Source organism: Bradyrhizobium sp. NBAIM18, from assembly GCF_020193825.1.
Lineage (GTDB): Bacteria > Pseudomonadota > Alphaproteobacteria > Rhizobiales > Xanthobacteraceae > Bradyrhizobium > Bradyrhizobium yuanmingense.
The window spans coordinates 1-25091 of sequence record NZ_JADYVO010000034.1 but is presented as its reverse complement, the minus strand read 5'-3'; the positions used below and the strand labels follow the sequence as shown (position 1 = coordinate 25091).

The following is a 25091-nucleotide window of genomic DNA, read 5'->3' as shown; positions in this document are numbered from 1 at the left end:
CTCATGACCTGCCCCCTCACCATCCGTATCCAGGAAGACGATTTCGACATCGCGCGCGAGATCTCGGTCCTGACGAGCAGCCGGACCGATATCGGCGCTGTGGTGACATTTTCCGGCATCTGCCGCACCGACGATGACAGCGCCAAGGTCGCCGCGCTGACGCTCGAACATTACCCCGGCATGGCGGAGGAAGAGATCAGGCGCCACGCCGACGAGGCCGTCTCGCGCTGGCCGCTCAACGGCATCACGGTGATCCACCGCGTCGGCCGCTTGATGCCGGGCCAAAACATCGTGCTGGTGGTGACCGCCTCGCAGCACCGACAGGCGGCGTTCCAAGCCGCCGAGTTCCTGATGGACTATCTCAAGACCAGCGCGCCGTTCTGGAAGAAGGAAGAGAGCGCCACCGGCACCGGCTGGGTCGAGGCCCATGCCCGTGACGACGAAGCCGCCGCACGCTGGACCAAATCCTGATGGCCAAGCCAACGAAAAAGACCGCGCGCGGCCGCGCCGCGCCTGACCTCGCGAAGGTGGGACCCGGCGAGCTTCTCACGCTGCTCGACTTCGTCCGCTATGCCGTGAGCCGCTTCGTCGAGGCCAAGCTTTCCTTTGCTCATGGCACGACCGATCCCGTCGCGGAAGCCGCGTTCCTGGTCTGCGAGGCGCTGCATCTCAATCCCGACCAGTTCGAGATCTTCGCCAACGCGCGCGTCAGCGCCGCGGAAGGCAAGACCCTCCTTGACCTCATCCATCAGCGCGTCACGACGCGCAAACCGGCCGCCTATCTCGTCAACAAGATCTACATGCGCGGCCTGCCCTTCTATGTCGACGAGCGCGTCATCGTTCCGCGCTCCTTCATCGGCGAGCTCCTGGAGTCGCATTTCGGCGCCGACGGCGAGGCCGGATCGCTGATCGACGACCCGACGGCGGTCGAGCGCGTGCTCGATCTCTGCACGGGCTCGGGATGCCTCGCGATCCTCGCCGCGCATCATTTCCCGAACGCCGCCATCGACGCCGTCGACATCTCCAAAGGCGCGCTCGAGGTCGCTGCGCGCAATGTCGGCGAATACGGGCTCGAGGACCGCATCAGCCTGTATCGCGGCGATCTGTTCGCCCCGCTCGGCGGCAACAGATACGACCTGATCATCACCAACCCGCCCTACGTCGACGCCGAGGGCATGGCGGCATTGCCGCCGGAGTGCCGGGCCGAGCCGAAGCTCGCCTTCGATGGTGGCGCCGACGGTCTCGACGTGGTGCGCCGGATCCTGCGCGATGCGCCCGATCACCTGACCCCAGATGGCGGGCTGATTTGCGAGATCGGCCGCGGCCGCGAGCTGGTCGACGAGGCCTTTCCGGAACTGCCGCTGCTCTGGCTGGACACCGAAGATTCCGAGGGCGAGGTGTTCTGGATCGCGGCCGCCGATCTCGGCTGATTCATCGCGGCCGATCACGCTCCGTCGGAACAAGTCAAATATCGCCACGTTCATCCCCCGATGAATTTTCTCGTCTTGGGAGGATGTCCGCATGCTCGCGCCATCGGGCGAATTGCTGCGCGCCGGGATGGCGCTCAAGCTCAATCACGTCAAACGCGCTGCTCAATCCTATCTGCGTGACCAGACCAGCCAGGCCACAGGCAAGGTGACATCCTACGCGGTGGCCGGCGGGCTGTTCGCTGTCGCCGGCCTGTTCGTTGTCGCGGCATTTTTCGTCGGCCTGATCGCCTTGTACCGTTGGGTCGGGATCACCTACGGGCAGTTCTGGGGATTTGGCGCCGTCGCCGCAGTGCTGCTGGTGCTGGCTGCGGTCTGTGCCGGGGTGGCCATGGCCCAGATGAAACGCAAGGCCAAGCCGGTCGTGCCGCTCGCGAGCCGTCTGCGCGTGGCGATCGCCACGCCCCGGATCCCGCGTGGAACGGTCAAGGAGGCGGTGAAGGAGGTCGCAACGACGATTCCCCTCGCGCCGCTCGCACCGGGCGAGCGCGGTGGCATCAAGACCTGGCCGGCTCGCGCCAACCGTCCCGTGCAGCTCGGCCTGATGCTCGCGGCGGTCGGCCTGGTCGGGCTGACGGCCGCCCGGCGGCGACGCAACAGGCATAGTCTGGAGGCGTGATGCTGGCGCGGCGCCCCGAACAGATCGATTCCTGGCTGCTGGTGGCGGCGACGGCCGTGTTCGTGCTGACCGCGGAGCGCTACTTTCAGGATTCCGGCCTGGCGAGGCCCGGGCCTCCGCAACACCACCGCAAGGGCGAAGCGAATTCCCCGGAAACGCACCCGGCCGGTGCGGCGATGCAGCCGGGCCGCGGCCGCCGGGCGAAAAGCCCGTTCGAGATCCCTTGGGCTGGCTGGAAGGACATTTTCTGGCGGACCTATCAACGCATCGACGAGGATCGCCTGCTCGCGACGGCGGGCGGTGTCGTCTTCTTCGGACTGCTCGCGCTCTTCCCCGCAGTCACCGCGCTCGTCTCCTCCTATGCCCTGTTCGCCGACCCCGCCACCATCAGCGCCAATCTGCACACGCTTGCCACCATGCTGCCGGAGGGCTCGTTCCAGATCGTCGAGGACCAGGTCGCGCGCGTGGTGTCGAACGGCAATGCGACGCTCGGCCTTACCTTCCTGGTCGGCCTGCTGCTTGCGATCTGGAGCGCCAATGCCGGCGTCAAGGCGATCTTCGACGCCCTCAACGTCGCCTATGAGGAACGCGAGAAGCGCAGCTTCATCCGGCTGAACATGGTCTCGCTGGCCTTCACCGTCGGCGGCATCGTGGCGCTGCTGTTGATGGTGGGAGCCGTCGTCGCCTTCCCGCTTGCGCTCAACCATCTCGGCATGGCTCCCGAAAGCAAGCTGATCGTGGCGCTGGCACGATGGCCGCTGCTGTTCATCATCCTGCTGGTCGCACTCGCCATCCTCTATCGCTTCGCGCCCAGCCGCGATGCGCCGCGCTGGCAATGGCTGAGCCTCGGCGCCGTGATTGCCGCGATCCTCTGGATCGCGGGCTCTGCCCTGCTATCCTGGTATCTCTCGGAGTTCGCCAATTACAACGCGACCTACGGCTCGCTGGGCGCTGCAATCGGCCTGATGACGTGGATGTGGATGTCGGCGATCGTCATCATGTTCGGCGCCGAGCTGAATTCGGAGATCGAGCGGCAGACGCTGCGCGACACCACCACCGGGCGGGCGAAGCCGCTCGGCACCCGGGACGCCGTCTCCGCCGACACCGTCGGCGCCACCGCGCCATTTTGATCGCATGCGGTCGGGCCGAAGCTGGCCCGACCGCATCTCGGGCGCTATCAGCGCTTGGTGATCACCGCTTCCAGATATTCGCTGTGCACCACGATCGTGCCGTCATCGGCGTGGTTGAACTCTTCGAGCAGCGTCAGGAGATCGCGCGTCAGCGCGGCCTGGCCGCTTGCGTCGAGCGCGGCAAACGCCTTCAGCGTGGGACCGTAGTAGGTCTTGAAGATGTCGAGCCAGTGGTCCGGCGAGCGATAGCGGAACACGAACATGCGCGGCTCGGCGGCGATCTCCGCGGCCACGCCGCCGAACATCTCCTCGAGCCGTGCCGTCGTGCCCCACATGGCCGGCGATTTCACGCCCGCCGGGGGCGGCAAATGCTTGCCGATGGTCTTGAACAGCTGGCCGATGAAGCCTTGCGGCGTCCAGTTGGCAAGGCCGATCTTGCCGCCGGATCTGCAGACCCGCGCGAGCTCGGAAGCGGCCTTGTCCTGATCCGGTGTGAACATCACGCCGAAAGTCGAGAGCACGACGTCGAAGGCGGCATCCGCAAACGGCAGCGCCTCGGCATCCGCCTCGCGGAACTCGATGGCGAGGTGTTCGGCCATGGCGCGCTCGCGCCCGCGCTTGAGCAGCGCCGGCACGTAGTCGGTGGATGTGACGTCACACCAGCGCCGCGCCGCCGCCAGCGTCGCATTGCCGTTGCCGGCAGCGACGTCCAGCACCTTGCTGCCGGCGCGCAGGTCGATGGCCTCGCAGAGCTGTTCCCCGACGATCTGCAAGGTGGTGCCGACCACGGCATAATCGCCGGACGACCAGGCGCCGTGCTGGCGCTGCTTGACGGCGGCAAGATCGGGTTCGAGGGCGGCTGGCTTGAGGGCGGCGGATGTCGACATGGCAATCTCCTGTGGTTGAAAACGCCGGGACGATAGGGCGCATGCGGCGCGCTGGCCTTGAGGGCGGCATGATTTTCCGCTGAGAGCGTCTTGATTTCCGCACCTGAGCCGGCAGACGTGTGACGAAACGCTTTGGGCGCGCGGGCCTGAATAGGCTCCGACACAGTCCTATCCCCTCGAATCAACAATGATGTTAGGCTGATCGAAGCTTGGGGGAGCATGAGGCGTGACGAGGTCGAGCGACCCGTGTTTTCCCCGGGTGAGGCAGTCAGCTCTTGAAGGCATAACGCGCGGCATGATTCGCATTTCGACGATCTTCATCGCCATCTGCATGGTCCTGGTCGCGGCCTCGCTCGGGCTCGTGCTCTATTCGGTCGCCGGCATCAGCGGAACGGAATCGGCGATCGTGGCGCTGACCGCGCTGACCTTCCTGATCCTCTACAACGCGGTGTCGATGCGGCTGCGCGACCGCAGCGACGTCGGCGGCCAGATCGCCGATCTCTCGCGCGGCACCGCCGACCTCGCCCGCCAGGTGGCCGAGTTCGGCCGCCGGCTGGCTGCGGTCGAGAGCCGCATCGCCGCGTCCAATTCGACCAATTCCGACCGCATCCAGTCGGTCATCGGCGAGATCAACGAACTCGGCGGATTGGTCAGGCAGCTCGCCACCACCGTGGCGGTCCATGAGGATCTGCTCGCCGGCAACGCGCCGGCCCCCGCACCCGCCCCGGTCTCAAGGCCCGAGCCGGAAACGCCGATCGATCTGGCTGCCCCCTTCGAGGAGAAGCCGCTCGCTCCTCCGCTTCCGCAGCCCCCGCCACGGCCGGCGCCGCCGACGGTGCAGATCCAGGCTGCCCCCCCGGTTCAGACCGCCAATGGGCGCAACCAGACCCAATTGCTGGCGACGCTGCGCAATGCGGTCGACGAGAACCGCATCGATATCTTCCTGCAGCCGATGGTCACGCTGCCGCAGCGCAAGGTGCGGTTCTACGAGGCGGTGACGCGCCTGCGCGACGAGCGCGACCAGCTGATCGCCGCCGAGGAGTTCATCAGCATCGCGGAAGCCTCGGGCCTGATCGGGCGCATCGACAACATGGTGATGCTGCGATGCGTGCAGGTGCTGCGGCGTCTGATGGTGCGCAACAAGGACGTCGGCGTGTTCTGCAACGTCGCGGCGTCCACGCTGGGCAATTCCACCACCTTCGCGCAATGTCTCGATTTCCTGGAAGCCAACCGCGCGCTGGCGCCCTCGCTGGTGCTGGAGTTCAAGCAGTCGACGTTCCGCAATCTCGGCCCCGCCGAGACCGAGAACCTCGCGGCGCTTGCCCAGCGCGGTTTCCGTTTCTCGATCGACCATGTCACGGATTTGCGCATCGAGCCGCGCGAGCTGGCCGATCGCGGGGTTCGCTTCATCAAGGTGCCGGCCGCGCTGCTGCTCGATCCCAAGCAGGCCTCCGCCTCCGACATCCACCCGTCCGACCTCTCCGACCTGCTCGGCCGCTTCGGCATCGATCTGATCGCCGAACGGATCGAAGGCGAGCGCGCCGTGGTCGACCTGCTCGACTATGACGTGCGGTTTGGACAGGGCTTCCTGTTCGCGCCGCCCCGGCCATTGCGGCCGGAGGGGGCATCTGCTACCGGCGGGGCCTCGCCGAACCAGGCGAAGGACATTCAGGGATCCAATGGCTCCGCCACACCCAGCTCAGGCGCGACCTCTTCGGCGCCTCCGCCCCAGCGCATCACCGGCAACGCAGCGCTCGCGCGCCGCATCTGATCGGCCGCGCACGTCATGACCGCGCTGCATTTTGCCGAAGGCCTGCGCGAGCTCGTGGGCGGCGTGGAGGTCGTGCTCAGCGATATCTGGGGCGTGGTCCATAACGGGCTGGAATCCTTCCCCGAAGCCTGCGAGGCGCTGCACACCTATCGCAGCCGCGGCGGTACGGTAATCCTGATCACCAACGCGCCGCGCCCGGCGGACTCCGTGCAGCGGCAATTGCGCAAGCTCGGCGTCCCCGACGAGACCTATGACGCGATCGTATCTTCAGGCGACCTGACCCGGCTCTACGTCGCCGAGCATCCTGGCCGCAAGATGTTCTGGCTCGGCCCCGAGCGCGACAACTCGATCTATCGCGGCCTCGATGCGGTGACCGCGCCGCTGGAGCAAGCCGATTACATCGTCTGCACCGGCCTCTACGACGACGAGACCGAGACGGCGGAAGACTATCGCGGCATGATGCTGCAGGCGCGCGAGCGCAAGCTGACGCTGGTCTGCGCCAACCCCGACATCGTGGTGGAACGCGGCGACCGGTTGATCTACTGCGCCGGCGCCATCGCCGAGCTCTACCGCGAGCTCGGCGGCGAGGTGATCTTCTACGGCAAGCCGCACCGGCCGATCTACGAGCGCGCCATGGCGCTTGCCGGCGAACGCCAAGGCTACCAGATCGACCGGAAAAAGGTGCTGGCGATCGGCGATTCCGTGCGCACCGATTTAACCGGCGCCCGCGAATTCGGCATCGACTGCCTGTTCGTCACCCGCGGCATCCATGCCGAGGAGTTCGAGGGCCTCGACCAGCTCGACCCGAATTCGGTCATGGAGCTGTTCGGCCACCCGCCGAAGGCGCTGATGCGCGAATTGAAGTGGTGACGGCTGCGGCTTGAAAGGGCGTCGGCTTAGGCGACTCTCGAGGCCCGCACACCGTCATGGCCGGGCATAGCCGTCCGAAGGACGGCGTCGCTTGCGCTCGCCTATGACCCGGCCATCCAGGCCTTTCCTCAGCTCTCCAAGAACGTGGATGCCCGGGACAAGCCCGGGCATGACGTTCCAAACGGAAAATTGTTGTCCGGCGAAGAGCGCCCTTACGCGCTCGCCATGTCCGGGAAGACCGCCTCGATCTTGGTCTTCAGCGTCGCCGCGTTGAACGGCTTGACGATGTAGTTGTTCACGCCGGCCTTCTTGGCCGCGATCACGTTCTCGGTCTTCGATTCCGCGGTGATCATGATGAAGGGCGTGGTGGCGAGGTTCGGATCCGCGCGGACTTCGCGCAAGAGGTCGTAGCCCGTCATCGGCTCCATGTTCCAGTCGGAGATCACGAGCCCGTACTTCTTGCCGCGCATCTTGTTCAGCGCTGCCGAACCGTCGCTGGCATCATCGATGTTCTCGAAGCCAAGCTGCTTCAGCAGATTCCGGATGATACGGATCATGGTGCTGTAGTCATCCACCACCAGAACCGGCATCGACAAATCAACCGCCATCTCGACTCCCCCAACGCAAACCCAGGAATATTACGATCGGACCTGCCAGGCCGGCGCCCGGCAGTTCCACGCCTCAAGGACTAGCATCAAGGGCTTAAACAGCGCGTTAACTGCGGTCAGCTCCGAAGGCTTGAAATCGTGCTCAATGTCTGCCCGCCCCGCCGCTTGACTTCGCGGTGCCGGTCGCGCCACGGTCCGGGCCGGTCCTGCCCGGTTCGAGAATTCCCCTGATGGCTCCGCCTTTTACCGTCATCCGCGATACAACGCCGGATTCCGCGATTCCGAGGGGCGCCGTGGTTGCCATGGGCAATTTCGACGGCGTGCATCTCGGCCATCGCGCCGTCATCGCGGCTGCCCTGGAGATGGGCAGGGCGCATGGCCGGCCTGCGCTGGCCTTGACCTTCGAGCCGCATCCGCGACGGTTCTTCAGCCCCAACACCCCGCAATTCCGCCTGACGGACGAGCGGGCCAAGCTGCGGCTTCTGGCCGGTACCGGGCTTGCCGGCGCCGTGGTCATGACCTTCGACAAGGCCCGTGCCGGAACCAGCGCGCAAGATTTCATTCACCATGACCTGATCGGGCGTCTCGGCGTCAGCGGCATCGCGGTCGGCTACGACTTCCATTTCGGCAAGGGTCGCGTCGGCTCGCCCAGCCTCCTGGTCAACGAGGCGCCCCGGCTGGGCATCGAGGTTGACGTCCAGCCGCATGTCGATATCGACGAGCGGCCGGTCTCCTCCAGCGCGATCCGGATCGCTCTCGCCGAGGGCCAGCTCGACGAGGCCACGACCATGCTGGGCGCGCCCTGGTTCATCACCGGCGAGGTCATCCACGGCGAAAAGCGCGGCCGCGACCTCGGCTATCCCACCGCCAACATCCGCCTGGACGCCAATTGCGGCCTCAAGCACGGCATCTACGCGGTCCGGGTCGGCCGCGGCCAGGGAAAGGCTCAAGTGCGTCTAGACGGCGTGGCCAGCTTCGGCCGTCGCCCGACCTTCGACAATGGCGCCCCGCTGCTCGAAATCTTCCTGTTCGACTTCAAGGGCGACCTCTACGGGCAGGCGCTCGACTGCGCCTTCATCGGCTTCATCCGCGAGGAGCTGAAATTCGATGGTCTAGAGGCCCTGATCCACCAGATGGACGACGATTCCGCCCGCGCCCGCGCCATGCTCGCCGCCGCCCCGGACGCGTTTCCGCGCCTGGGCGTGATCGATTGAGAGGCGAAGCCGGGCCACCCGGACCTTTGCGCTTCCTCCGCCCCCCTGCTATGGAGAGCCCATGTTTGCGCGGCGCATCATAGGGATTAGCGGCCCGGCTTCCGCCTGAGCCTGAAGGCTCGGCGCAAGACCGGGATTTCGTCGTTTCACCCGCGATTCCGCATCGCCATCCGTTCCCGCGCCCTTCCGAGCCAGTCAGCCTCATGTCCGAAAAGCCGCAAAAGTCCCAAAAGTCTGAAGCCAAAGACTATTCGCAGACCCTGTTCCTGCCGCAGACCGAATTCCCGATGCGCGCCGGCCTGCCGCAGCGCGAGCCGGAGATCCTGAAGCGCTGGTACGAGATCGGCCTGTACGAGAAGCTGCGCCAGAGTGCGAAGGGCCGCGCCAAGTTCGTGCTGCATGACGGTCCGCCCTACGCCAACGGCAACATCCATATCGGCACGGCGCTGAACAAGATCCTGAAGGATCTCGTCACCAAGAGCCAGCAGATGCTCGGCTTCGATTCCAACTACGTGCCGGGCTGGGACTGCCACGGCCTGCCGATCGAGTGGAAGGTCGAGGAGGAGCATTATCGCAAGAAGGGCAAGCAGAAGCCCGACTTCCGCGACAGCGCCGCGATGATCGATTTCCGCAAGGAGTGCCGCGCCTATGCCACGCACTGGCTCGGCGTGCAGCGCGAGGAGTTCAAGCGCCTCGGCGTGATCGGCGATTGGGACCATCCCTACGCCACCATGAGCTATCCGGCCGAAGCCCAGATCGCGCGCGAGCTGATGAAGTTCGCCGCCAACGGCACGCTCTATCGCGGCTCCAAGCCGGTGATGTGGAGCGTGGTCGAGAAGACCGCGCTGGCCGAAGCCGAGGTGGAGTACGAGGACCACACGTCCGATACGGTCTGGGTGAAATTCCCGGTGACCTCGCCCGCGCACGGTGCGCTCGCCTCGGCGAGCGTCGTGATCTGGACCACCACGCCCTGGACGCTGCCAGGCAACCGCGCCATCTCGTTCTCGCCGAAGATCGCCTATGGCCTCTACAAGGTGACGGACGCCCCCGCCGACAATTGGGCCAGGAACGGCGACCTCCTCATCCTCGCCGACGCGCTCGCGCAAGACGTCTTCAAGCAGGCGCGCGTGACGGCTTATGAGAAGGTCCGCGACGTCCCCGGCGACACCATGGACGCGATCGAGTGTGCCCATCCGCTCAAGGGCGTCGGCGGTGGCTACGACTTCATCGTGCCGCTGCTGCCTGGCGACCATGTCACCGACGACACCGGCACCGGCTTCGTGCACACGGCGCCCGGCCATGGCCGCGAGGACTTCGATGTCTGGATGGCAGAGGCGCGCGATCTCGCCGCGCGCGGCATCAACACCGCGATCCCCTACACTGTCGACGAGAACGGCGCCTACACCGATCATGCGCCGGGCTTTGCCGGCAAGCGCGTCATCACCGACAAGGGCGAGAAGGGCGATGCCAACGAGGCCGTGATCAAGGCGCTCGTCGAGAAAGGCATGCTGCTCGCCCGCGGCCGGCTCAAGCATCAATATCCGCACTCCTGGCGCTCCAAGAAGCCGGTGATCTTCCGCAACACACCGCAATGGTTCATCGCGATGGATAAAGACATCGCGGTGGGCGGCAAGACGAAGAGCGGCGACACGCTGCGCGCCCGCGCGCTGCAGGCGATCTCGGTGACGCAATGGGTGCCGCCGTCCGGCGAGAACCGCATCAACGGCATGATCGAGGCACGCCCGGACTGGGTGATCTCGCGCCAGCGCGCCTGGGGCGTGCCGATCGCCGTGTTCGTGCGCGAGAAGGGTGACGGCTCCGCCGAGATCCTCCAGGACGAGGCCGTCAATGCGCGCATCGGCGACGCCTTCGAGAAGGAAGGCGCCGACGCCTGGTACGCGACGGGCGCGCGCGAGCGCTTCCTCGGGCCCCGCGCGAACGAAGACTGGCAGAAGGTCGACGACATTCTCGACGTCTGGTTCGATTCCGGCTCGACCCACGCTTTCGTGCTCGAAGATCCCGTGCAGTTTCCCGGGCTCGCCGGCATCAAGCGCAAGGTCGACGGCGGCGCCGACACGGTGATGTATCTGGAAGGCTCGGACCAGCATCGCGGCTGGTTCCACTCCTCGCTGCTGGAAAGCTGCGGCACGCGTGGCCGCGCGCCGTACGACATCGTGCTGACGCACGGCTTCACCCAGGCCGAGGACGGCCGCAAGATGTCGAAGTCGCTCGGCAACACCATCGAGCCGCAGGCCGTCATCAAGGAATCTGGCGCCGACATCTTAAGGCTCTGGGTCGCGTCGAGCGACTATACCGACGACCAGCGCATCGGCCCCGAGATCCTGAAGAACACCGTCGAGACCTATCGCAAGCTGCGCAACACGGTGCGCTGGATGCTGGGCACGCTGCATCATTACAGGCCGGCCGATGCAATCGCGCCGGCCGAGATGCCCGAGCTCGAGCGCTTGATGCTGCACGAGCTCTCAGGTCGCGCCGCCGCGATCGGCAAGGCCTACCGGGAGTTCGACTACAAGACCGTGGTCGCGATCCTGTCGGCCTTCCTGAACAGCGAGCTCTCCGCATTCTACTTCGACATCCGCAAGGATACGCTGTATTGCGATCCGCCCTCGTCACTGACACGCAAGGCGGCGCTGACGACCATCGATCTGTTGTGCGCTTCGATCCTGAAATGGCTGGCCCCGATCCTCAGCTTCACTGCGGAGGAGGCGTGGCGCATGTACCGGCCCGACGCCGAACCGTCCGTGCACCTGACGCTGTTCCCGAGCGATCTCGAAGCCTTGCGCGACGACAAGCTCGCCGCGAAATGGGAGACGATCCGCAACGTGCGTCGCGTCGTCACCGGCGCACTCGAGCTGGAACGCGCCGCCAAGAACATCGGCTCCTCGCTCGAGGCATCGCCGGTGATCTATGTCGCCGATCGCGGCATGCTGGCGACCTTGTTCGACATCGATCTGGCTGAAGTCTGCATCACCTCGAACTACGAGGTGCGGGAGGGCGAGGCGCCGGCCTCGGCGTTCCGCCTCGATGCCGTGCCCGGCGTTGCAGTCGTGGTGGAGAAGGCGGTCGGCACCAAATGCGCCCGCTCCTGGAAAATCTCGCCGATGGTCGGCGAAGACGCCGAATACCCCGACGTCACCCCGCGCGACGCCAAGGCGCTGCGCGAATGGAAGGCGCTGGGGGTGAGCATCTGATCGGTCGGCCATGACCCCGCTCCGCGCCGGCATCCTCGCGGCCATGGTCACGCTCGTGGCCGACCAGGCCTCGAAGCTCTGGCTGTTGAACGTGTTCGACCTCGCCCGTCGCGGCGCGGTGCGGGTGACGCCGTTCTTCGACCTGGTGCTGGCCTGGAATATCGGCATCAGCTTCGGCTGGCTCCAGAACGACAGCCAGGCCGCGCAGTTCGCACTGATGGCCGTCAAGGCGATCGCGGTGGTTGCGCTGGCGATCTGGATGGCCCGCTCGCACACCATGCTCGCGACCGTCGCGCTCGGCCTGATCATCGGCGGCGCCATCGGCAACGGCATCGACCGCCTAGCCTATGGCGCGGTGGTGGATTTCGCCCTGTTCCACATCGAGATCGCCGGAAATACCTATAATTGGTATGTGTTTAACCTCGCAGACGTGGCCATCGTTGCTGGGGTGGCAGCGCTATTGTATGATTCCTTCCTGGGGGTACCCGCCGCAAAAGCGCCCTGATCCCGGCCGATACGGACCGGCAGCTGGAACCCGGCTTTTGCAAGGGTCAAGCCGCGTGTGGGCGGCAATCTGCTACAATATGAAACAGGTACGGTGATGCGCAGCTCGAAAACCAGCGGTTCGATGGTTCGGGGCTCCCAATCGGGGGGCTGGCGGGCACTGAAATTGGCCGCCGTCGCGCTCGGCATCGGCCTCGTCGTGTCGACCGGCGCCGCCCGTGCTGCCGACGATGACGACGACGACGACATGACCTTCGAAGAGAAGCTCATCGACAACCTGATGACCGGCCTTGGCGCCAGGAGCATGGAAAAACCCGGCATCGAATACCGCGAGCGTTCGCCGCTGGTCGTGCCGCCCAGGCTCGACCTGCCACCGCCTGCCGCAGCCGAGGCTGCGGCTGCGCCGAACTGGCCGAAGGACCCCGACGAGAAGCGCCGCAAGGAGGCCATCGCCCAGCGGAAGAAGTCCGGTAACAAGGCAACGGAGTACTGGAAGAACGCCCAGCCGCTGTCGCCCGCCGAGTTGAACGCCCATAGGACGGCCGCCGCCGAAAAGACCGGCAATGATCCGGTCCAGCCAGGCAGCAACACCGCCAATCCGACGATGAGCCCTGCCGAACTCGGATATACCGGCGGGCTGTGGAAACTGTTCAAAGGGAACGGGCCCGAGTCCAAGCAGTTTACGTCGGAACCGCCACGCCAATCGCTGGTGGAGCCGCCGCCGGGATACCAGACGCCGTCGCCGAACTACGCCTACGGCGCCGGCCCGGATAATTCGAAGCGGACCTATTTCGACGTCCGATCCGGCAAGGAGAAGGAACAATAGCGTTCCTGTCCCGTCGCGACATTCTGACCCACGCGAAGCGAGGGTCGGGCGGTGCATGTCCGCCCACCTCATTCAAAATTGCTTATCAGTAACTTGCCTAAGCGTTGAGTTCTCTGCTTCGTGACGCGAAGCCTCAGCCGCACGGTGTAGCCTGCCGTGCCCTCCGAGCCGGAGATCCGGGCTCGGCACCTCACAACCAGGGATCATGATGTCCTCTTACCGATCGGCTGCCTGCCTCCTTGCCGCGCTGCTTTCGACGAGTGTCCTTTCGGCCGGCGCCGCCCTTGCCCAGACCACGGTGACATCGGCTCCGCCCGCCAGCTTCACGCTCGCCAACGGCATGCAGGTCGTGGTGATCCCGGACCGCCGCACCCCCGTTGTCACCGAGATGATCTGGTACAAGGTCGGCTCGGCCGACGAGACGCCCGGCAAGTCCGGCCTCGCCCATTTCCTCGAGCACCTGATGTTCAAGGGCACCGCGAAGCATCCGGCAGGCGAATTCTCCCAGACCGTGCTGCGTGTCGGCGGCAACGAGAACGCTTCGACCTCGGTCGACTACACCAACTACTATCAGCGCGTGCCGAAAGAGCAGCTGCCGACCATGATGGAGTTCGAGGCCGACCGCATGACGGGCCTCGTCCTTAAGGACGAGAACGTGCTGCCCGAGCGCGACGTCGTGCTCGAAGAGTACAACATGCGCGTCGCCAACAATCCGGATGCGCGGTTGAACGAGCAGATCATGGCCGCGCTCTATCTCAACCATCCCTACGGGCGGCCGGTGATCGGCTGGCATCAGGAGATCGAGAAGCTCGATCGCGAGGATGCGCTTGCCTTCTATCGCCGCTTCTATGCGCCGAACAACGCGATCCTGGTGATCGCCGGCGACGTCGACGCCGCCGAAATCCGCCCGCTGGTCGAGCGCAATTTCGGCTCGATCCCCGCGCAGCCCGCGATCCCGGCGCGGCGCGTTCGTCCGCAGGAGCCGGAGCCCGCCGCTCCACGCACCGTCACGCTGGCCGACCCGCGCGTCGAGCAGCCGAACATGCGGCGCTATTATCTCGTGCCCTCCGCGACCACGGCCGCGGCCGGCGAGAGCGCGGCCCTCGATGTGCTGGCGCAGCTGATCGGCAGCGGCAGCAATTCCTATCTCTACCGTGCCCTCGTGGTCGACAAGCCGCTCGCGGTCTCCGCCAGCGCCAGCTATTCGAGCATCTCGCTCGACCCGACCCAATTCGCGATCTCGGCTGCACCGAAACCCGGCGTCAGTTTTTCGGAGGTCGAGCAGGCGGTCGACGGGGTCCTCGCCAACGTCGCACAGAACCCGATCCGCGCCGAGGATCTGGAGCGGGTCAAAACCCAGCTCATTGCCGAAGCGATCTACGCCCAGGACAACCAGGCTGTGCTGGCGCGCTGGTACGGCGGCGCGCTGACCACGGGCCTGTCGATCGAGGACATCAGGAGCTGGCCCGATCGCATCCGCGCCGTCACCGCCGAGCAGGTTCGCGCCGTCGCCCAGAAATGGCTCGAGAAGAAGCGCTCGGTGACGGGCTACCTGATCAAGGACACTGCAACCGCCAAGCGCGAGGAGAAGCGCTCGTGACCTATTCCTTCCTTCGCCGCCTTGCATTCTCCGTTGCCGCCGGCGCCGTCCTCGCATTCTCTGCCGCCTCGCCGTCGCAGGCCGCCGCAAAGATCCAGCACCTGATCTCGCCGGGCGGCATCGAAGCCTGGTTCGTGCAGGACGCAACCGTGCCGCTGATTGCCATGGAATATTCCTTCGCCGGGGGCTCGGCGGAGGACCCCAAGGACAAGCCGGGCGTTGCCAATCTGGTCGGCTCTCTCCTCGACGAAGGCTCAGGCGATCTCGATTCCAAGACGTTCCATGAACGGCTCGACCGCCGCGCCATCGAGCTGTCCTTCAACGCCACCCGCGACACCCTCCGGGGCAGCCTTCGCATGCTGCGCGACAACAAGGACGAAGCCTTCGACCTGCTCAGGATGGCGCTGACCTCGCCGCATTTCGACACGGCCGACGTCGAACGCATCCGCTCGCAGGTCATCTCGGGCCTGCGCCGCGAGACCACCAATCCGACCTCGCTGGCGAGCCGCAAGTTTCTGGAGCTCGCGTTCGGCGATCACCCCTACAGCCGGCAGAGCAACGGCAACCTCGACAGCGTGCCGACCATCACAATTGCCGACCTGAGGAATTATGTCGGCCGCGTCCTTGCCAGGGATGGCCTCAAGATTGCGGTCGTCGGCGACGTCGATCCGGCTACGCTCGGAAAGCTGCTCGACCACACCTTCGGCAGCCTGCCGGCCAAGGCCAATCTGACGCCGGTCCCCGACGTCGAGGCTGCAAAGCCGCCGCAACGCGCCTTCGTGACCCTCGACGTGCCGCAGACGGTGATCACCTTCGGCGGACCCGGCGTGAAGCGGAGTGATCCGAGCTTCATGGCGGCCTACGTCGTCAACCACATCCTCGGCGGCGGCGGCCTATCGTCCCGGCTCTATCGCGAGGTGCGCGAGAAGCGCGGACTGGCCTATTCGGTGTACGAGTCGCTGCTCTGGATGCAGCACTCGGCGATTTTCATCGGCAATACCGGCACCCGCGCCGACCGCGCCGGCGACACCATCGAGGCCATCGAACAGGAGGTGCGCCGCATCGCCGAGGAGGGCCCGACGCAGAAGGAGCTCGATGAGGCCAAGTCCTATCTCAAGGGCTCGCAGATGCTGGCGCTCGACACCTCGTCCAAGCTGGCACAGGCGCTGCTGCAATATCAGCAGGACAAGCTGCCGATCGACTATATCGAGAAGCGCAACGCCATCGTCGACGCCGTGACGCTGGACGATGCCAAGGCGGCCGCCAAGCGGCTCTGGGGCCAGGGGCTGCTGACCGTCGTCGTCGGCCGGGCCCCGCAGGCCGCCGCGCAACCGGCGGCTGCACCGGCGACGAAGTCGAACTGATCTCTTTTCTCGACGTTTCCTGAATGGCCGGGGCCATCCCGGTCATTTGCGTTTCACGGCAGCGCCATTGCTGACGACGGATGTCCGCGGTATGTCCTGACATCACGAATGGTGCCAGCATGCTGCGGATATCCCGCGATCTCGTCATCGACGAGGACGACATCGAGATCGGCTTTGTCCGCGCCTCCGGCCCGGGCGGGCAGAACGTCAACAAGGTCGCGACCTCCGCGCAGCTGCGCTTCGACACGCGCAAGCTGACCTTGCCCGAGGACGCGGCGCTGCGCCTTGCCCGCATTGCCGGCCAGCGCATGACCAAGGACGGCGTGATCGTGATCCACGCCCAGCGCTTCCGTACCCAGGAGCGCAACCGTCAGGATGCCATCGACCGTCTCGTCGAGATGCTCAAGGAGGCCATGGTCCGGCCGACGCCTCGCCGTGCGACGCGGCCGACCTTCGCCTCCAAGCAGCGCCGCCTCGAGGGCAAGAAACGCCGCAGCGACATCAAGGCCGGCCGCGGCCGGAGCTTCGACGATTGATGCGAAAAAACCTCCGGTCGCGCGAGCGGCCGGAGGTTTGCCGCTTGCAAGCTGGCGTCAGTAGCGCTTGCCGGCCGCAGCACCGCCGGTCGCCGCATCGTCTGCGGTGCCCTTGCGCGTCGCGCTGCCGGTGGTCCCGACGGCCCCCTTCGTGCCTTTGCCCGACTTCATGCCGACCTTCTCGCCGGCTGCGCCCTGTTGTGCACCGAGATCCTCATCCTCGCTGCCTGACGCGCCGCCTTGCATGGGCTTGCTTTGTACGGTGCCGCCAGGCCTCGTCCCAGACGAGGTGCCTTGGGCGAGAACGGGCGTTGCAACGAGGGCCGCGAGAGCGCAAGCGATCGCGGAGGTCTTCACCAACTTCATCCATTTCTCCTGGAATGTCGCGATGAACCGTTCGGCTGCCTTCTGCACCGTTCGCCTGCACCGGACCGGTTCATCGCGAAGAGAGTTCGAACGGCGCGGTGTGATGCAAGCCGCGTCGTGTGGTGATCGTTTAGGGTTTTCGCGGCGCTTTCGCGGAATTGTGCTCCTCATATGCGGCGGCGCGGAACATGCCAAGCATTCCCGACGGACGACGCGCGCCGAAAATGTCCCCCATTTCGGGTGTGGGAAGCTCGACCTGACCCATGCATTTGTCGCTGCGCGGCATTAGACTTGAGAATAATCGCCGAGTGAGCCTCATGCCCGTCCGCCAGCTGCCAGAACAGGTCGTCAACCGCATCGCCGCCGGCGAGGTGGTCGAACGTCCGGCGAGCGTGGTCAAGGAGCTGGTCGAGAACGCTATCGATGCCGGCGCGAGCCGCATCGACGTCTTCACCGACGGCGGCGGGCGGCGGCGAATCGGCATCACCGACGACGGCAGCGGCATGACCGCAAAAGACCTTGCGCTCGCCGTCGAGCGCCATGCCACCTCCAAGCTCGACGACGAGGACCTGCTGCAGATCCGCACCCTCGGGTTTCGCGGCGAGGCCCTGCCCTCAATCGGCTCGGTGGCGCGCCTCTCCATCACCACACGGCACGCCAGCGAGCCGCACGCCTGGGCGTTGTCGGTCGAGGGCGGCGAGAAGTCCGGGATCATGCCGGCGGCGCTGGCGCATGGCACGCGCGTCGAGGTTGGCGACCTCTTCTACGCGACGCCGGCGCGGCTCAAGTTTCTGAAGACCGACCGCACCGAGGCGGAAGCCATCCGCGAAGTGGTACGGCGCCTCGCGATGGCGCGGCCCGACATCGCCTTCACGCTCGCCGGTGAGGAACGCGCGCCGGTGACCTGGACCGCCGCGCTGCCCGGCGCGGCCGGACGGCTGACCCGGCTCGGCGACATCCTCGGCGCCGAATTCCGCAGCCACGCCGTCGAGGTCCATGCCGAGCGCGAGGGCGTCGTGGTCGCCGGCTATGCCGCAGCGCCTGCGCTCACAAAAGCCAACGCGCTCGGCCAATATCTCTTCGTCAACGGCCGGCCGGTGCGCGACAAGCTCATGCTCGGCGCCGTGCGCGCGGCCTATTCCGACTACCTGCCGCGCGACCGCCATCCGGTGCTGGCGCTGTTCGTTACGCTCGATCCGCGCGAGGTCGATGCCAACGTGCACCCGGCCAAGACCGAGGTGCGCTTCCGCAACGCCGGCCTCGTCCGCGCGCTGATCGTGCATGGCTTGAAGGAAGCGCTGGCGCGCGAGGGCCGCCGCACCGCCGCCAATAGCGGCGAGAGCGCGCTGTCCTCGTTCCGGCCCGCCTTCATGCCGCCACGTCCGGCAAGCTGGGACTGGCGCGCCTCGCCAGCCGCCCCGGTGGCGCCGATGCCGTCGTTCGAAGGCGCCGCCGCGCCCGCCTTCGCCGAGCGCGCGCAGGCTGCGTTCGACGTCGGCGCGCCCAGTGCTGACGTGCGGATCGAGAGCCAACCCGCCGTCGATCTCGTCGATCGCCCGCTCGGCGCGGCGCGCACGCAGATCCACGAGACCTACATTGTCTCGCAGACCCGCGACGGCCTGATCATCGTCGACCAGCACGCCGCGCATGAGCGCATCGTCTACGAGCGGCTGAAGGCCTCACTCGCTGCCAACGGCGTGCAGCGGCAGATCCTGCTGATCCCTGAGATCGTCGAGATGGATGAGGCCACTGTGGAGCGCTTGCTCGAACGCAGCGAGGAGCTGGCGTCGTTCGGCCTCGCCATCGAATCCTTCGGCCCGGGCGCGGTCGCGGTGCGCGAGACGCCGTCGCTGCTCGGCAAGACCAATGCCGGCGGCCTGTTGCGCGATCTTTCCGAGCACATGGCCGAATGGGACGAGGCGCTGCCGCTCGAACGCCGCCTGATGCACGTCGCCGCGACCATGGCCTGCCACGGCTCGGTTCGCGCCGGCCGCCGGCTGCGCCCGGAGGAGATGAACGCGCTGCTGCGCGAGATGGAGGAGACCCCGAACTCCGGCCAGTGCAATCACGGCCGGCCGACCTATGTCGAGCTGAAGCTGAGCGACGTGGAGAAGCTGTTCGGGCGGCGGTGACGGTGCCGTAGGGCGGATTAGCCGAAGGCGTAATCCACCTCTTCTGCTTTCGCCGTGAGAGACAGTGGCGGATTACGCTTCGCTAATCCGCCCTACGCAGAAACACAAACTCCGTGTCGTCATAGGCCCGCCGCTCCAGCTCCTCAAAACCTTGTGGCGTCACGAACTGCGCGGCCTTCGCCTCTTCCACCACGAGCAGCGCGCCGGGCGTGAGCCAGCCGCCGTCGCGAAGGCTCGCGAGCGCCTTCTCGGCAAAGCCCTTGCCATAGGGCGGATCGAGGAACACCAGCGAGAACGGCTCGACGGGATGCGCGGGGCCGAGGTCCGTCGCATCGCGGCGGTAGACCTTGGTGATGCCGCCGAGGCCGAGCGCCTCGACATTGCTGCGCAGTAGCGCGCGCGCCTCCGCGCCATTGTCGACGAACAGCGTGAACTTCGCCCCGCGTGACGACGCCTCGATGCCGAGTGCGCCGGTACCGGCGAAGAGATCGAGCACGCGCGCGTCCTGGATCGGATTGTCGTAAGCGTGCACGAGGATGTTGAACACGGACTCGCGCAACCGGTCCGCCGTCGGGCGGATGTCACGCGAAGACGGTGAGGCGAGATTGCGCCCCTTCAAACGACCGCCGACGACGCGCATCACACCACTCCGTCATGCCCGGGCTTGTCCCGGGCATCCACGTTCTTCAGCCGTAGGCGCAAGCAAGACGTGGATGGCCGGGTCAAGCCCGGCCATGACGACCGCTTGCGCAGTGCCAGGCTCGTTCTACCCATTTGGACCTACTCGCCGTCCCGCGGCGTCAGGTCGCGCTTGCCGTGATAGCCGCGCTTGGGACGGCGCGGCGGGCCGTAGCCGCTCGCCTCCATCTCGTTGCGCTCGCGCGCCTCCTCGCTGCCGGTGCGCTGCACCAGCACACGGCGGCCCTTGCGGTCGTTGATGACGGCGCGCTTGCTGGCGGGCTTCTTCTCGCTCGCTGCGTCGTCGGCGCGCGAAGATGATTTCGAGGGCGCGTCGAACTGCGCGCCCGACTTCTCGATCACCTTGTCGCCGAGCTGCTCGCGCAGCACGCGCGCGCGGATCTCCTCGACCTGGCCTTCCGGAATCTCGCCGAGCTGGAACGGGCCGTAGGAGACGCGGATCAGCCGGTTCACCTCGAGGCCGAGATGGGCGCAGACATTGCGCACCTCGCGGTTCTTGCCCTCGCGGATCGCGAACACCAGCCAGACATTGGCGCCCTGGTCGCGTTCCAGCGTGGCCTCGATCGGACCATACTTGACGCCCTCGATCTCGATGCCGTTCTTGAGCTCGTCGAGCTGCGCCTGGGTGACGTCGCCATGGGCGCGGACGCGGTAGCGGCGCAGCCAGCCGGTGTCGGGCAGCTCGAGCGTGCGCGCGAGGCCGCCGTCGTTCGTGAGCAGCAAGAGCCCCTCGGTGTTGAAGTCGAGCCGGCCGACGCTGATCAGGCGCGGCAGGCCTTCGGGCAGATTGTCGAACACGGTCGGACGGCCCTCGGGGTCGTCATGCGTCGTCATCAGCCCGCGCGGCTTGTGGTAGAGGAACAGCCGCGTGCGCTCGCGCTCCGGCAACGGCTTGCCGTCGACCATGACCACGTCGTTCTTGGTGACGTCGAGCGCCGGCGAGTTGATCACGCGGCCATTCACGGTGACGCGGCCCTGCGTGACCATCTCCTCGGCGTCGCGGCGCGAGGCGAGACCGGCGCGGGCCACCACCTTGGCGATGCGCTCACCGGCCTTCTTCGGCTTCGGCGCCTCGTCGCGGCGCGGCCGGCCCTCGAAATCACGATCGCGCTCGCGATAGGCGCCGCGGCCGCCGAAGGCCGGGCGCTTCTCGAAAATCCTGCTGTCGTCCTCGTTGTCGCGGCGCGGACGATCGCGGAAGCGGCCCTCGTTGCGCGGATGCTCCTGCCAGTCCATGCGGCCTTCGGGACGCTGGCGTGGGCGATCGAACTTCGGACGGTCACCGCGTTCGCTGTCGCGGTCACGGGGCCGATCGAATTTCGGCCGCTCGCGGAACGGGCGGTCACCGGATGCGCGGTCGTCGCGCGAACGAGAGAAACGCGGACGGTCCTCACCGCGACCGCCCTCACGGCGATCGTCGCGCTGACGCCAGGGCTTCTCGTCGCCGCGATCGCGGCCGCCGAAATCCTTGTCGAAGCTCTTGCGCGGGCGATCCCCGCGCGGTGCGCGATCACCGCGATCGAAATTCGGGCGGTCTCCGCGCGGCTTGAAGCTGCGTTCGCCACGATCCTCGCGCGGCCCGCGATCCCCTCGGTCGCGTTGGCGATCCCCACGGTCGCGTTGGCGATCCGGCCCGCCCCGCGAAAATTTCCGTTCGCCGTCGAACTTGCGCTCTGGACGGTCGCCGCGCGGCGCGTAGGGTTTCTTGTCGCCGAACTTCCTGTCGCTGGAGCGGCCGGCCGAGCGTGCATCGTCGCGGTCCCTGCGCGGCGGACGATCGTCGCGGCCAAATGACGGGCGATCGCCGCGCGGCTTGAAGCTGCGCTCGCCGCGCCCCTCGCTGCCGCGGTCGTCGCGCTTGAAGCGGGGACGGTCGCTGAAATCGCGGCGCGGTGCGTCGCCCTCCTCGCGGCGGCGGAATGGACGGCTGTCGCGGTCGCCACGCGGCGGACGGCTGTCGCGCGCGCCCTTACCCCCACCCTTGCCCTCGAAGCCGCGCTTGGCGAATTTCTTCTCAGGCCCGCGCGGCTTGCCGCTACGGCCCTTGGCCGGGCCTCGCCGGCCGCGGGAATCGTTGTCTTTGTCGCTGTCGCGAGGCATGACTAATCTCACTTAAGGGGTGGCGCGAGCATTGTGCGCGCTCGTTGCGAGCCGCATGCTCAGGCAAAATCGGTATCCACTCTTGCTGAAGGCGGAGCTAGTAGCAGGTTTCTGGCGATGATACGAGGCATGAAAGCCCCTTCTTTCATGGATTTGGCGCTTCTGGCGGCCGAAAATGCCGGAAAAGCGGGCGAAGTTCCGATCGGGTGCGTGGTGGTCCGCGCTTCCGAGGTCATCGCCACCGGCGCCAACCGGACGCTGACCGACCATGATCCGACCGCCCATGCCGAGATCATCGCGCTGCGCGCGGCCGCCGCGAAGATCGGCAGCGAGCGCCTGGTCGACTGCGACCTCTACGTGACGCTGGAGCCCTGCACCATGTGTGCGGGCGCGATCTCGTTTGCAAGGGTGAGGCGGCTCTATTACGGCGCGGCCGATCCCAAGGGCGGCGCGGTGGACTCGGGCGTGCGGTTCTTTGCCTCGCCGACCTGTCACCACGCGCCGGACGTCTATTCCGGCGTCGGCGAGAGCGAGGCGGCGCGGCTGCTCAAGGAGTTCTTTCGGGAGCGGCGCTAGGTGCCACGCACTCTGCTGTCATGCCCCGCGAAGGCGGGGCATCCAGTACGCCGCGGCTTGTCGGTTCTATCACTGCCGTCACGGAGTACTGGATCGTCCGCCTTCGCGGACGATGACAGTTGAGGGTGTGGCGGACGGCGATGCCTAGGCCAAGAAGAACTCGCGCAACGCCCTCGCGGTCACATCCGGATTCTCCTCCGTCAGAAAGTGCCCCGAATCCACCGGCATGCCGTCGACGTTCGTGGCCCATTGTGTCCACGTGTCCAGCGGCGTCGCGGCGGCCTGGGCGATGCCGGCGTTGCCCCACAGCGCCAGCATCGGAATGGTGATCTTCTTGCCGGCCTCGAAATCGGCCTTGTCGAGGTCGTAGTCGAAATAGGCGCCGGCGCGGTAATCCTCGCACATCGCGTGGATGCGGGCGGGATCGCGGAACGGGGCGAGGTAGTGCTCGAGCGCGCGCGGGTCGATCGCCTCCAGCGTCTTCGACTTGGTCTGGCTCGCCATCTTGAAGCGCAGGAAGAACTCGCCTTGGCCTGCGATCAGCGTCTCCGGCAGCGGATAGGGCTGCGCCAGGAAGGTCCAGTGATAGATCTTCAAGGCATAGGCGCGGTTCATCCGCTCCCAGTAATTATAGGTCGGCAGGATATCGAGCACGGCGAGCTTCGACAGCCGGCCGGGATGGTCGAGCGCGAGCCGGTACGACACGCGGCCGCCGCGGTCGTGGCCGGCGAGCGCGAAATGCACGTGGCCAAGGCGCTCCATGACCTCGACCATGGCTTTCGCCATGGCGCGCTTAGAGTAGGGGATGTGCAGCGCATCGCTCGCGGGCATGTCGGACCAGCCGTAGCCCGGCAGGTCGGCGATGATCAGCGTGAAGTGCTCGGCCAGCTCAGGCGCCACCTGGTGCCACATCACGTGGGTCTCGGAGAAGCCGTGCAGGAGCAGCAGCGGCGGGCCCTTGCCGCCGACGCGGGCGAAGACGCGGCCGAACGAGGTATCGATCCATTCGGCGGCAAAGCCCGGATAGAGGTCGGCGAGATCGGACATCTTGTTGCATCCTTATAGGTCGGTCGCGGGGCCGCTCGACAAACAAAACGTCGAAAACAACCCCATGCACAGTACCGGTATTATGGTCGGGGCAACTAACCCCAACTGCTGATTGCACATTCTGGATTGTAGATGTGGCGGCGCGGTGACGCCAACGTCGCGATTCCGGATCCGCGCTTTTGGGAGCACCGTCCGGAATGACGCGCTAATTTTGCGCCTTTTCCGCCTCCACCGCCTGCCAGCCGATGTCGCGGCGGCAGAAGCCATCAGGCCAGTCGATGCGGTCGACGGCCTGATAGGCGCGGCGCTGCGCTTCCGTCACGGTCGTCCCCAGCGCGCAGACATTGAGCACGCGGCCGCCATTGGCGAGGATCGCGCCGTCCTTGGCCACCGTGCCGGCGTGGAAGATCTCGACGGTATCGACCTTGGCGGCCTCATCTAACCCGCCGATCCGCGTGCCCTTCTGGTAGTCGCCGGGATAGCCCTTCGCCGCCATCACCACGGTGAGCGCCGATTCCTTGTGCCAGCGCAGGTCGAAGTGCTTCAACTCCCCGTCGCAGGCGGCGAGCAGCGCCGGCACGATGTCGCTCATCATGCGCAGCATCAAGACCTGGCACTCGGGATCGCCGAAGCGCACGTTGAACTCGAACAGTTTTGGCCCCTGCGTCGTCAGCATGATGCCGGCATAGAGCACGCCGCGGAACGGCGTGCCGCGCTGCTTCATGCCCGCCACCGTCGGCAGGATGATCTTCGCCATGATCGCGTCGTGGATGGCGGGCGTGACCAGCGGCGTCGGCGAATAGGCGCCCATGCCGCCGGTGTTCGGGCCGACGTCGTGGTCGAACACGCGCTTGTGGTCCTGGGCGGAGGCCAACGGGATCGCCTTGTCGCCGTCGCACAGCGCAAAGAAGCTGATCTCGCGGCCCGGCAGAAACTCCTCGATCACGACCTCGGCGCCGGCCTCGCCGAAGGCGCCCTCGAACATCATGGCGATGGCGTCCTCGGCCTCGCGCACGGTTTTCGCAACGACGACGCCCTTGCCGGCGGCAAGGCCGTCGGCCTTGACCACGATCGGCGCGCCCTGGCTCTGCACATAGGCGCGCGCCTCATCGGCATTGGTGAATCGCTTGTAGGCGCCGGTCGGAATGCCGAACTCGGTGCACAGCGCCTTGGTAAACCCCTTGGAGCTTTCGAGCTGCGCCGCCACCTTGCTCGGCCCGAACGCCTTGATGCCGGCTTTGGTGAGATCATCGACGATGCCGGCCGCCAGCGGCGTCTCCGGCCCGACCACCACGAGCTCGACCGCGTTCTTTTTGCAGAACTCGATCACGGCGCCATGGTCGGCGACATCGAGCGCCACGCATTCCGCCTCCCTGGCGATGCCGGCATTGCCGGGCGCGCACCAGAATTTGGTCACCAGGGGAGAGGCTGCGATCTTCCACGCCAGGGCATGTTCGCGGCCGCCGGAACCGAGCAGGAGAATGTGCATCGAAGGCTCAGGATAAGGGGTTTTGCTGGGGGCGGAGGTCGCATAAATCGGGGT

Annotated in this window: 22 protein-coding genes; 15 read left to right on the top strand and 7 right to left on the bottom strand. The window is 66.5% G+C overall.

Going from position 1 to position 25091, the window contains the following annotated elements; genetic code table 11:
* The first annotated feature begins 3 nt into the window (after positions 1–3).
* The 4 genes from I6F17_RS35770 to I6F17_RS35755 all read left to right on the top strand — a co-directional run bounded on the left by I6F17_RS35770 (position 4) and on the right by I6F17_RS35755 (position 3236).
* Positions 4–471: a molybdenum cofactor biosynthesis protein MoaE gene (locus I6F17_RS35770; protein ID WP_225131973.1), complete on the top strand. Its 468-nt coding sequence runs from the start codon at positions 4–6 to the stop codon at positions 469–471.
* Entirely contained in the window at positions 471–1430 is a 960-nt protein-coding gene (gene prmB, locus I6F17_RS35765) for a 50S ribosomal protein L3 N(5)-glutamine methyltransferase (protein WP_036040002.1), read from the top strand. The genes I6F17_RS35770 and prmB overlap by 1 nt, the downstream gene beginning before the upstream one ends.
* A 91-nt stretch (positions 1431–1521) precedes the next feature.
* Complete coding sequence (locus I6F17_RS35760; protein ID WP_036009277.1) at positions 1522–2106, top strand: phage holin family protein; 585 nt, start codon at positions 1522–1524, stop codon at positions 2104–2106.
* The gene (locus I6F17_RS35755) at positions 2106–3236 is read left to right on the top strand and encodes a YihY/virulence factor BrkB family protein (protein ID WP_225131972.1); all 1131 of its coding nucleotides are present in this window, start codon (positions 2106–2108) and stop codon (positions 3234–3236) included. The genes I6F17_RS35760 and I6F17_RS35755 overlap by 1 nt, the downstream gene beginning before the upstream one ends.
* A 47-nt stretch (positions 3237–3283) precedes the next feature.
* Here I6F17_RS35755 and I6F17_RS35750 read toward each other — a convergent pair whose 3' ends face one another.
* Positions 3284–4123 (bottom strand): class I SAM-dependent methyltransferase, encoded by an 840-nt coding sequence (locus tag I6F17_RS35750; protein ID WP_036039998.1) that lies wholly within the window; start codon positions 4121–4123, stop codon positions 3284–3286.
* 295 nt (positions 4124–4418) lie between these two features.
* Between I6F17_RS35750 and I6F17_RS35745 the strand changes: the two genes are divergently transcribed.
* Together I6F17_RS35745 and I6F17_RS35740 are read left to right on the top strand one after the other, a co-directional pair.
* Positions 4419–5894 (top strand): EAL domain-containing protein, encoded by a 1476-nt coding sequence (locus I6F17_RS35745; protein WP_225190471.1) that lies wholly within the window; start codon positions 4419–4421, stop codon positions 5892–5894.
* A 15-nt stretch (positions 5895–5909) separates the two neighbouring features.
* A complete protein-coding gene (locus I6F17_RS35740; protein WP_036009268.1) occupies positions 5910–6764 on the top strand; it encodes a TIGR01459 family HAD-type hydrolase in 855 nt (284 codons plus the stop codon).
* 212 nt (positions 6765–6976) lie between these two features.
* On the opposite strand, the gene I6F17_RS35735 is transcribed toward I6F17_RS35740, so the two are convergent.
* The gene (locus I6F17_RS35735) at positions 6977–7372 is read right to left on the bottom strand and encodes a response regulator (protein ID WP_008567674.1); all 396 of its coding nucleotides are present in this window, start codon (positions 7370–7372) and stop codon (positions 6977–6979) included.
* A 230-nt stretch (positions 7373–7602) separates the two neighbouring features.
* Between I6F17_RS35735 and I6F17_RS35730 the strand changes: the two genes are divergently transcribed.
* The 7 genes from I6F17_RS35730 (at position 7603) to arfB (ending at position 16628) form a co-directional block, all read left to right on the top strand.
* Positions 7603–8586, top strand: coding sequence for a bifunctional riboflavin kinase/FAD synthetase (locus tag I6F17_RS35730; protein WP_225132053.1), 984 nt, complete (start codon positions 7603–7605; stop codon positions 8584–8586).
* Between the two features lie 203 nt (positions 8587–8789).
* Positions 8790–11798, top strand: coding sequence for an isoleucine--tRNA ligase (ileS, locus tag I6F17_RS35725; RefSeq protein WP_225132054.1), 3009 nt, complete (start codon positions 8790–8792; stop codon positions 11796–11798).
* 10 nt (positions 11799–11808) lie between these two features.
* Positions 11809–12303, top strand: coding sequence for a signal peptidase II (lspA, locus tag I6F17_RS35720; RefSeq protein WP_036009258.1), 495 nt, complete (start codon positions 11809–11811; stop codon positions 12301–12303).
* A gap of 96 nt (positions 12304–12399) precedes the next feature.
* Positions 12400–13128 (top strand): hypothetical protein, encoded by a 729-nt coding sequence (locus I6F17_RS35715; protein WP_225132061.1) that lies wholly within the window; start codon positions 12400–12402, stop codon positions 13126–13128.
* Between the two features lie 208 nt (positions 13129–13336).
* The gene (locus tag I6F17_RS35710) at positions 13337–14728 is read left to right on the top strand and encodes a pitrilysin family protein (RefSeq protein WP_036009336.1); all 1392 of its coding nucleotides are present in this window, start codon (positions 13337–13339) and stop codon (positions 14726–14728) included.
* Positions 14725–16092 (top strand): pitrilysin family protein, encoded by a 1368-nt coding sequence (locus tag I6F17_RS35705; protein ID WP_225132055.1) that lies wholly within the window; start codon positions 14725–14727, stop codon positions 16090–16092. Before I6F17_RS35710 ends, I6F17_RS35705 begins: the two co-directional genes overlap by 4 nt.
* 119 nt (positions 16093–16211) lie before the next feature.
* Entirely contained in the window at positions 16212–16628 is a 417-nt protein-coding gene (arfB, locus tag I6F17_RS35700) for an alternative ribosome rescue aminoacyl-tRNA hydrolase ArfB (protein WP_036009333.1), read from the top strand.
* Positions 16629–16685: 57 nt separating this feature from the next.
* Here the strand turns inward: arfB and I6F17_RS35695 are convergent, their stop codons facing one another.
* Positions 16686–16994 (bottom strand): hypothetical protein, encoded by a 309-nt coding sequence (locus I6F17_RS35695; protein WP_225132056.1) that lies wholly within the window; start codon positions 16992–16994, stop codon positions 16686–16688.
* A gap of 317 nt (positions 16995–17311) precedes the next feature.
* On the opposite strand from I6F17_RS35695, the gene mutL reads away from it, so the two are divergent.
* The gene (gene mutL / locus I6F17_RS35690) at positions 17312–19126 is read left to right on the top strand and encodes a DNA mismatch repair endonuclease MutL (RefSeq protein WP_225132057.1); all 1815 of its coding nucleotides are present in this window, start codon (positions 17312–17314) and stop codon (positions 19124–19126) included.
* A gap of 82 nt (positions 19127–19208) precedes the next feature.
* Here the strand turns inward: mutL and rsmD are convergent, their stop codons facing one another.
* Both rsmD and I6F17_RS35680 read right to left on the bottom strand, forming a co-directional pair.
* Entirely contained in the window at positions 19209–19766 is a 558-nt protein-coding gene (rsmD, locus tag I6F17_RS35685) for a 16S rRNA (guanine(966)-N(2))-methyltransferase RsmD (protein ID WP_225132058.1), read from the bottom strand.
* Positions 19767–19906: 140 nt separating this feature from the next.
* Positions 19907–21925 carry a pseudouridine synthase gene (locus I6F17_RS35680; RefSeq protein ID WP_225132059.1) on the bottom strand — a complete coding sequence of 673 codons (2019 nt, stop codon included), beginning with the start codon at positions 21923–21925 and terminating at the stop codon, positions 19907–19909.
* A 117-nt stretch (positions 21926–22042) separates the two neighbouring features.
* On the opposite strand from I6F17_RS35680, the gene I6F17_RS35675 reads away from it, so the two are divergent.
* Positions 22043–22501, top strand: a complete 459-nt coding sequence (locus tag I6F17_RS35675; RefSeq protein WP_036039974.1) for a nucleoside deaminase — start codon at positions 22043–22045, stop codon at positions 22499–22501.
* 144 nt (positions 22502–22645) lie between these two features.
* Here I6F17_RS35675 and I6F17_RS35670 read toward each other — a convergent pair whose 3' ends face one another.
* A complete protein-coding gene (locus tag I6F17_RS35670; protein ID WP_225132060.1) occupies positions 22646–23548 on the bottom strand; it encodes an alpha/beta hydrolase in 903 nt (300 codons plus the stop codon).
* A gap of 205 nt (positions 23549–23753) precedes the next feature.
* The gene (gene purD / locus I6F17_RS35665; protein ID WP_225132062.1) at positions 23754–25037 is read right to left on the bottom strand and encodes a phosphoribosylamine--glycine ligase; all 1284 of its coding nucleotides are present in this window, start codon (positions 25035–25037) and stop codon (positions 23754–23756) included.
* Positions 25038–25091 lie beyond the last annotated feature (54 nt).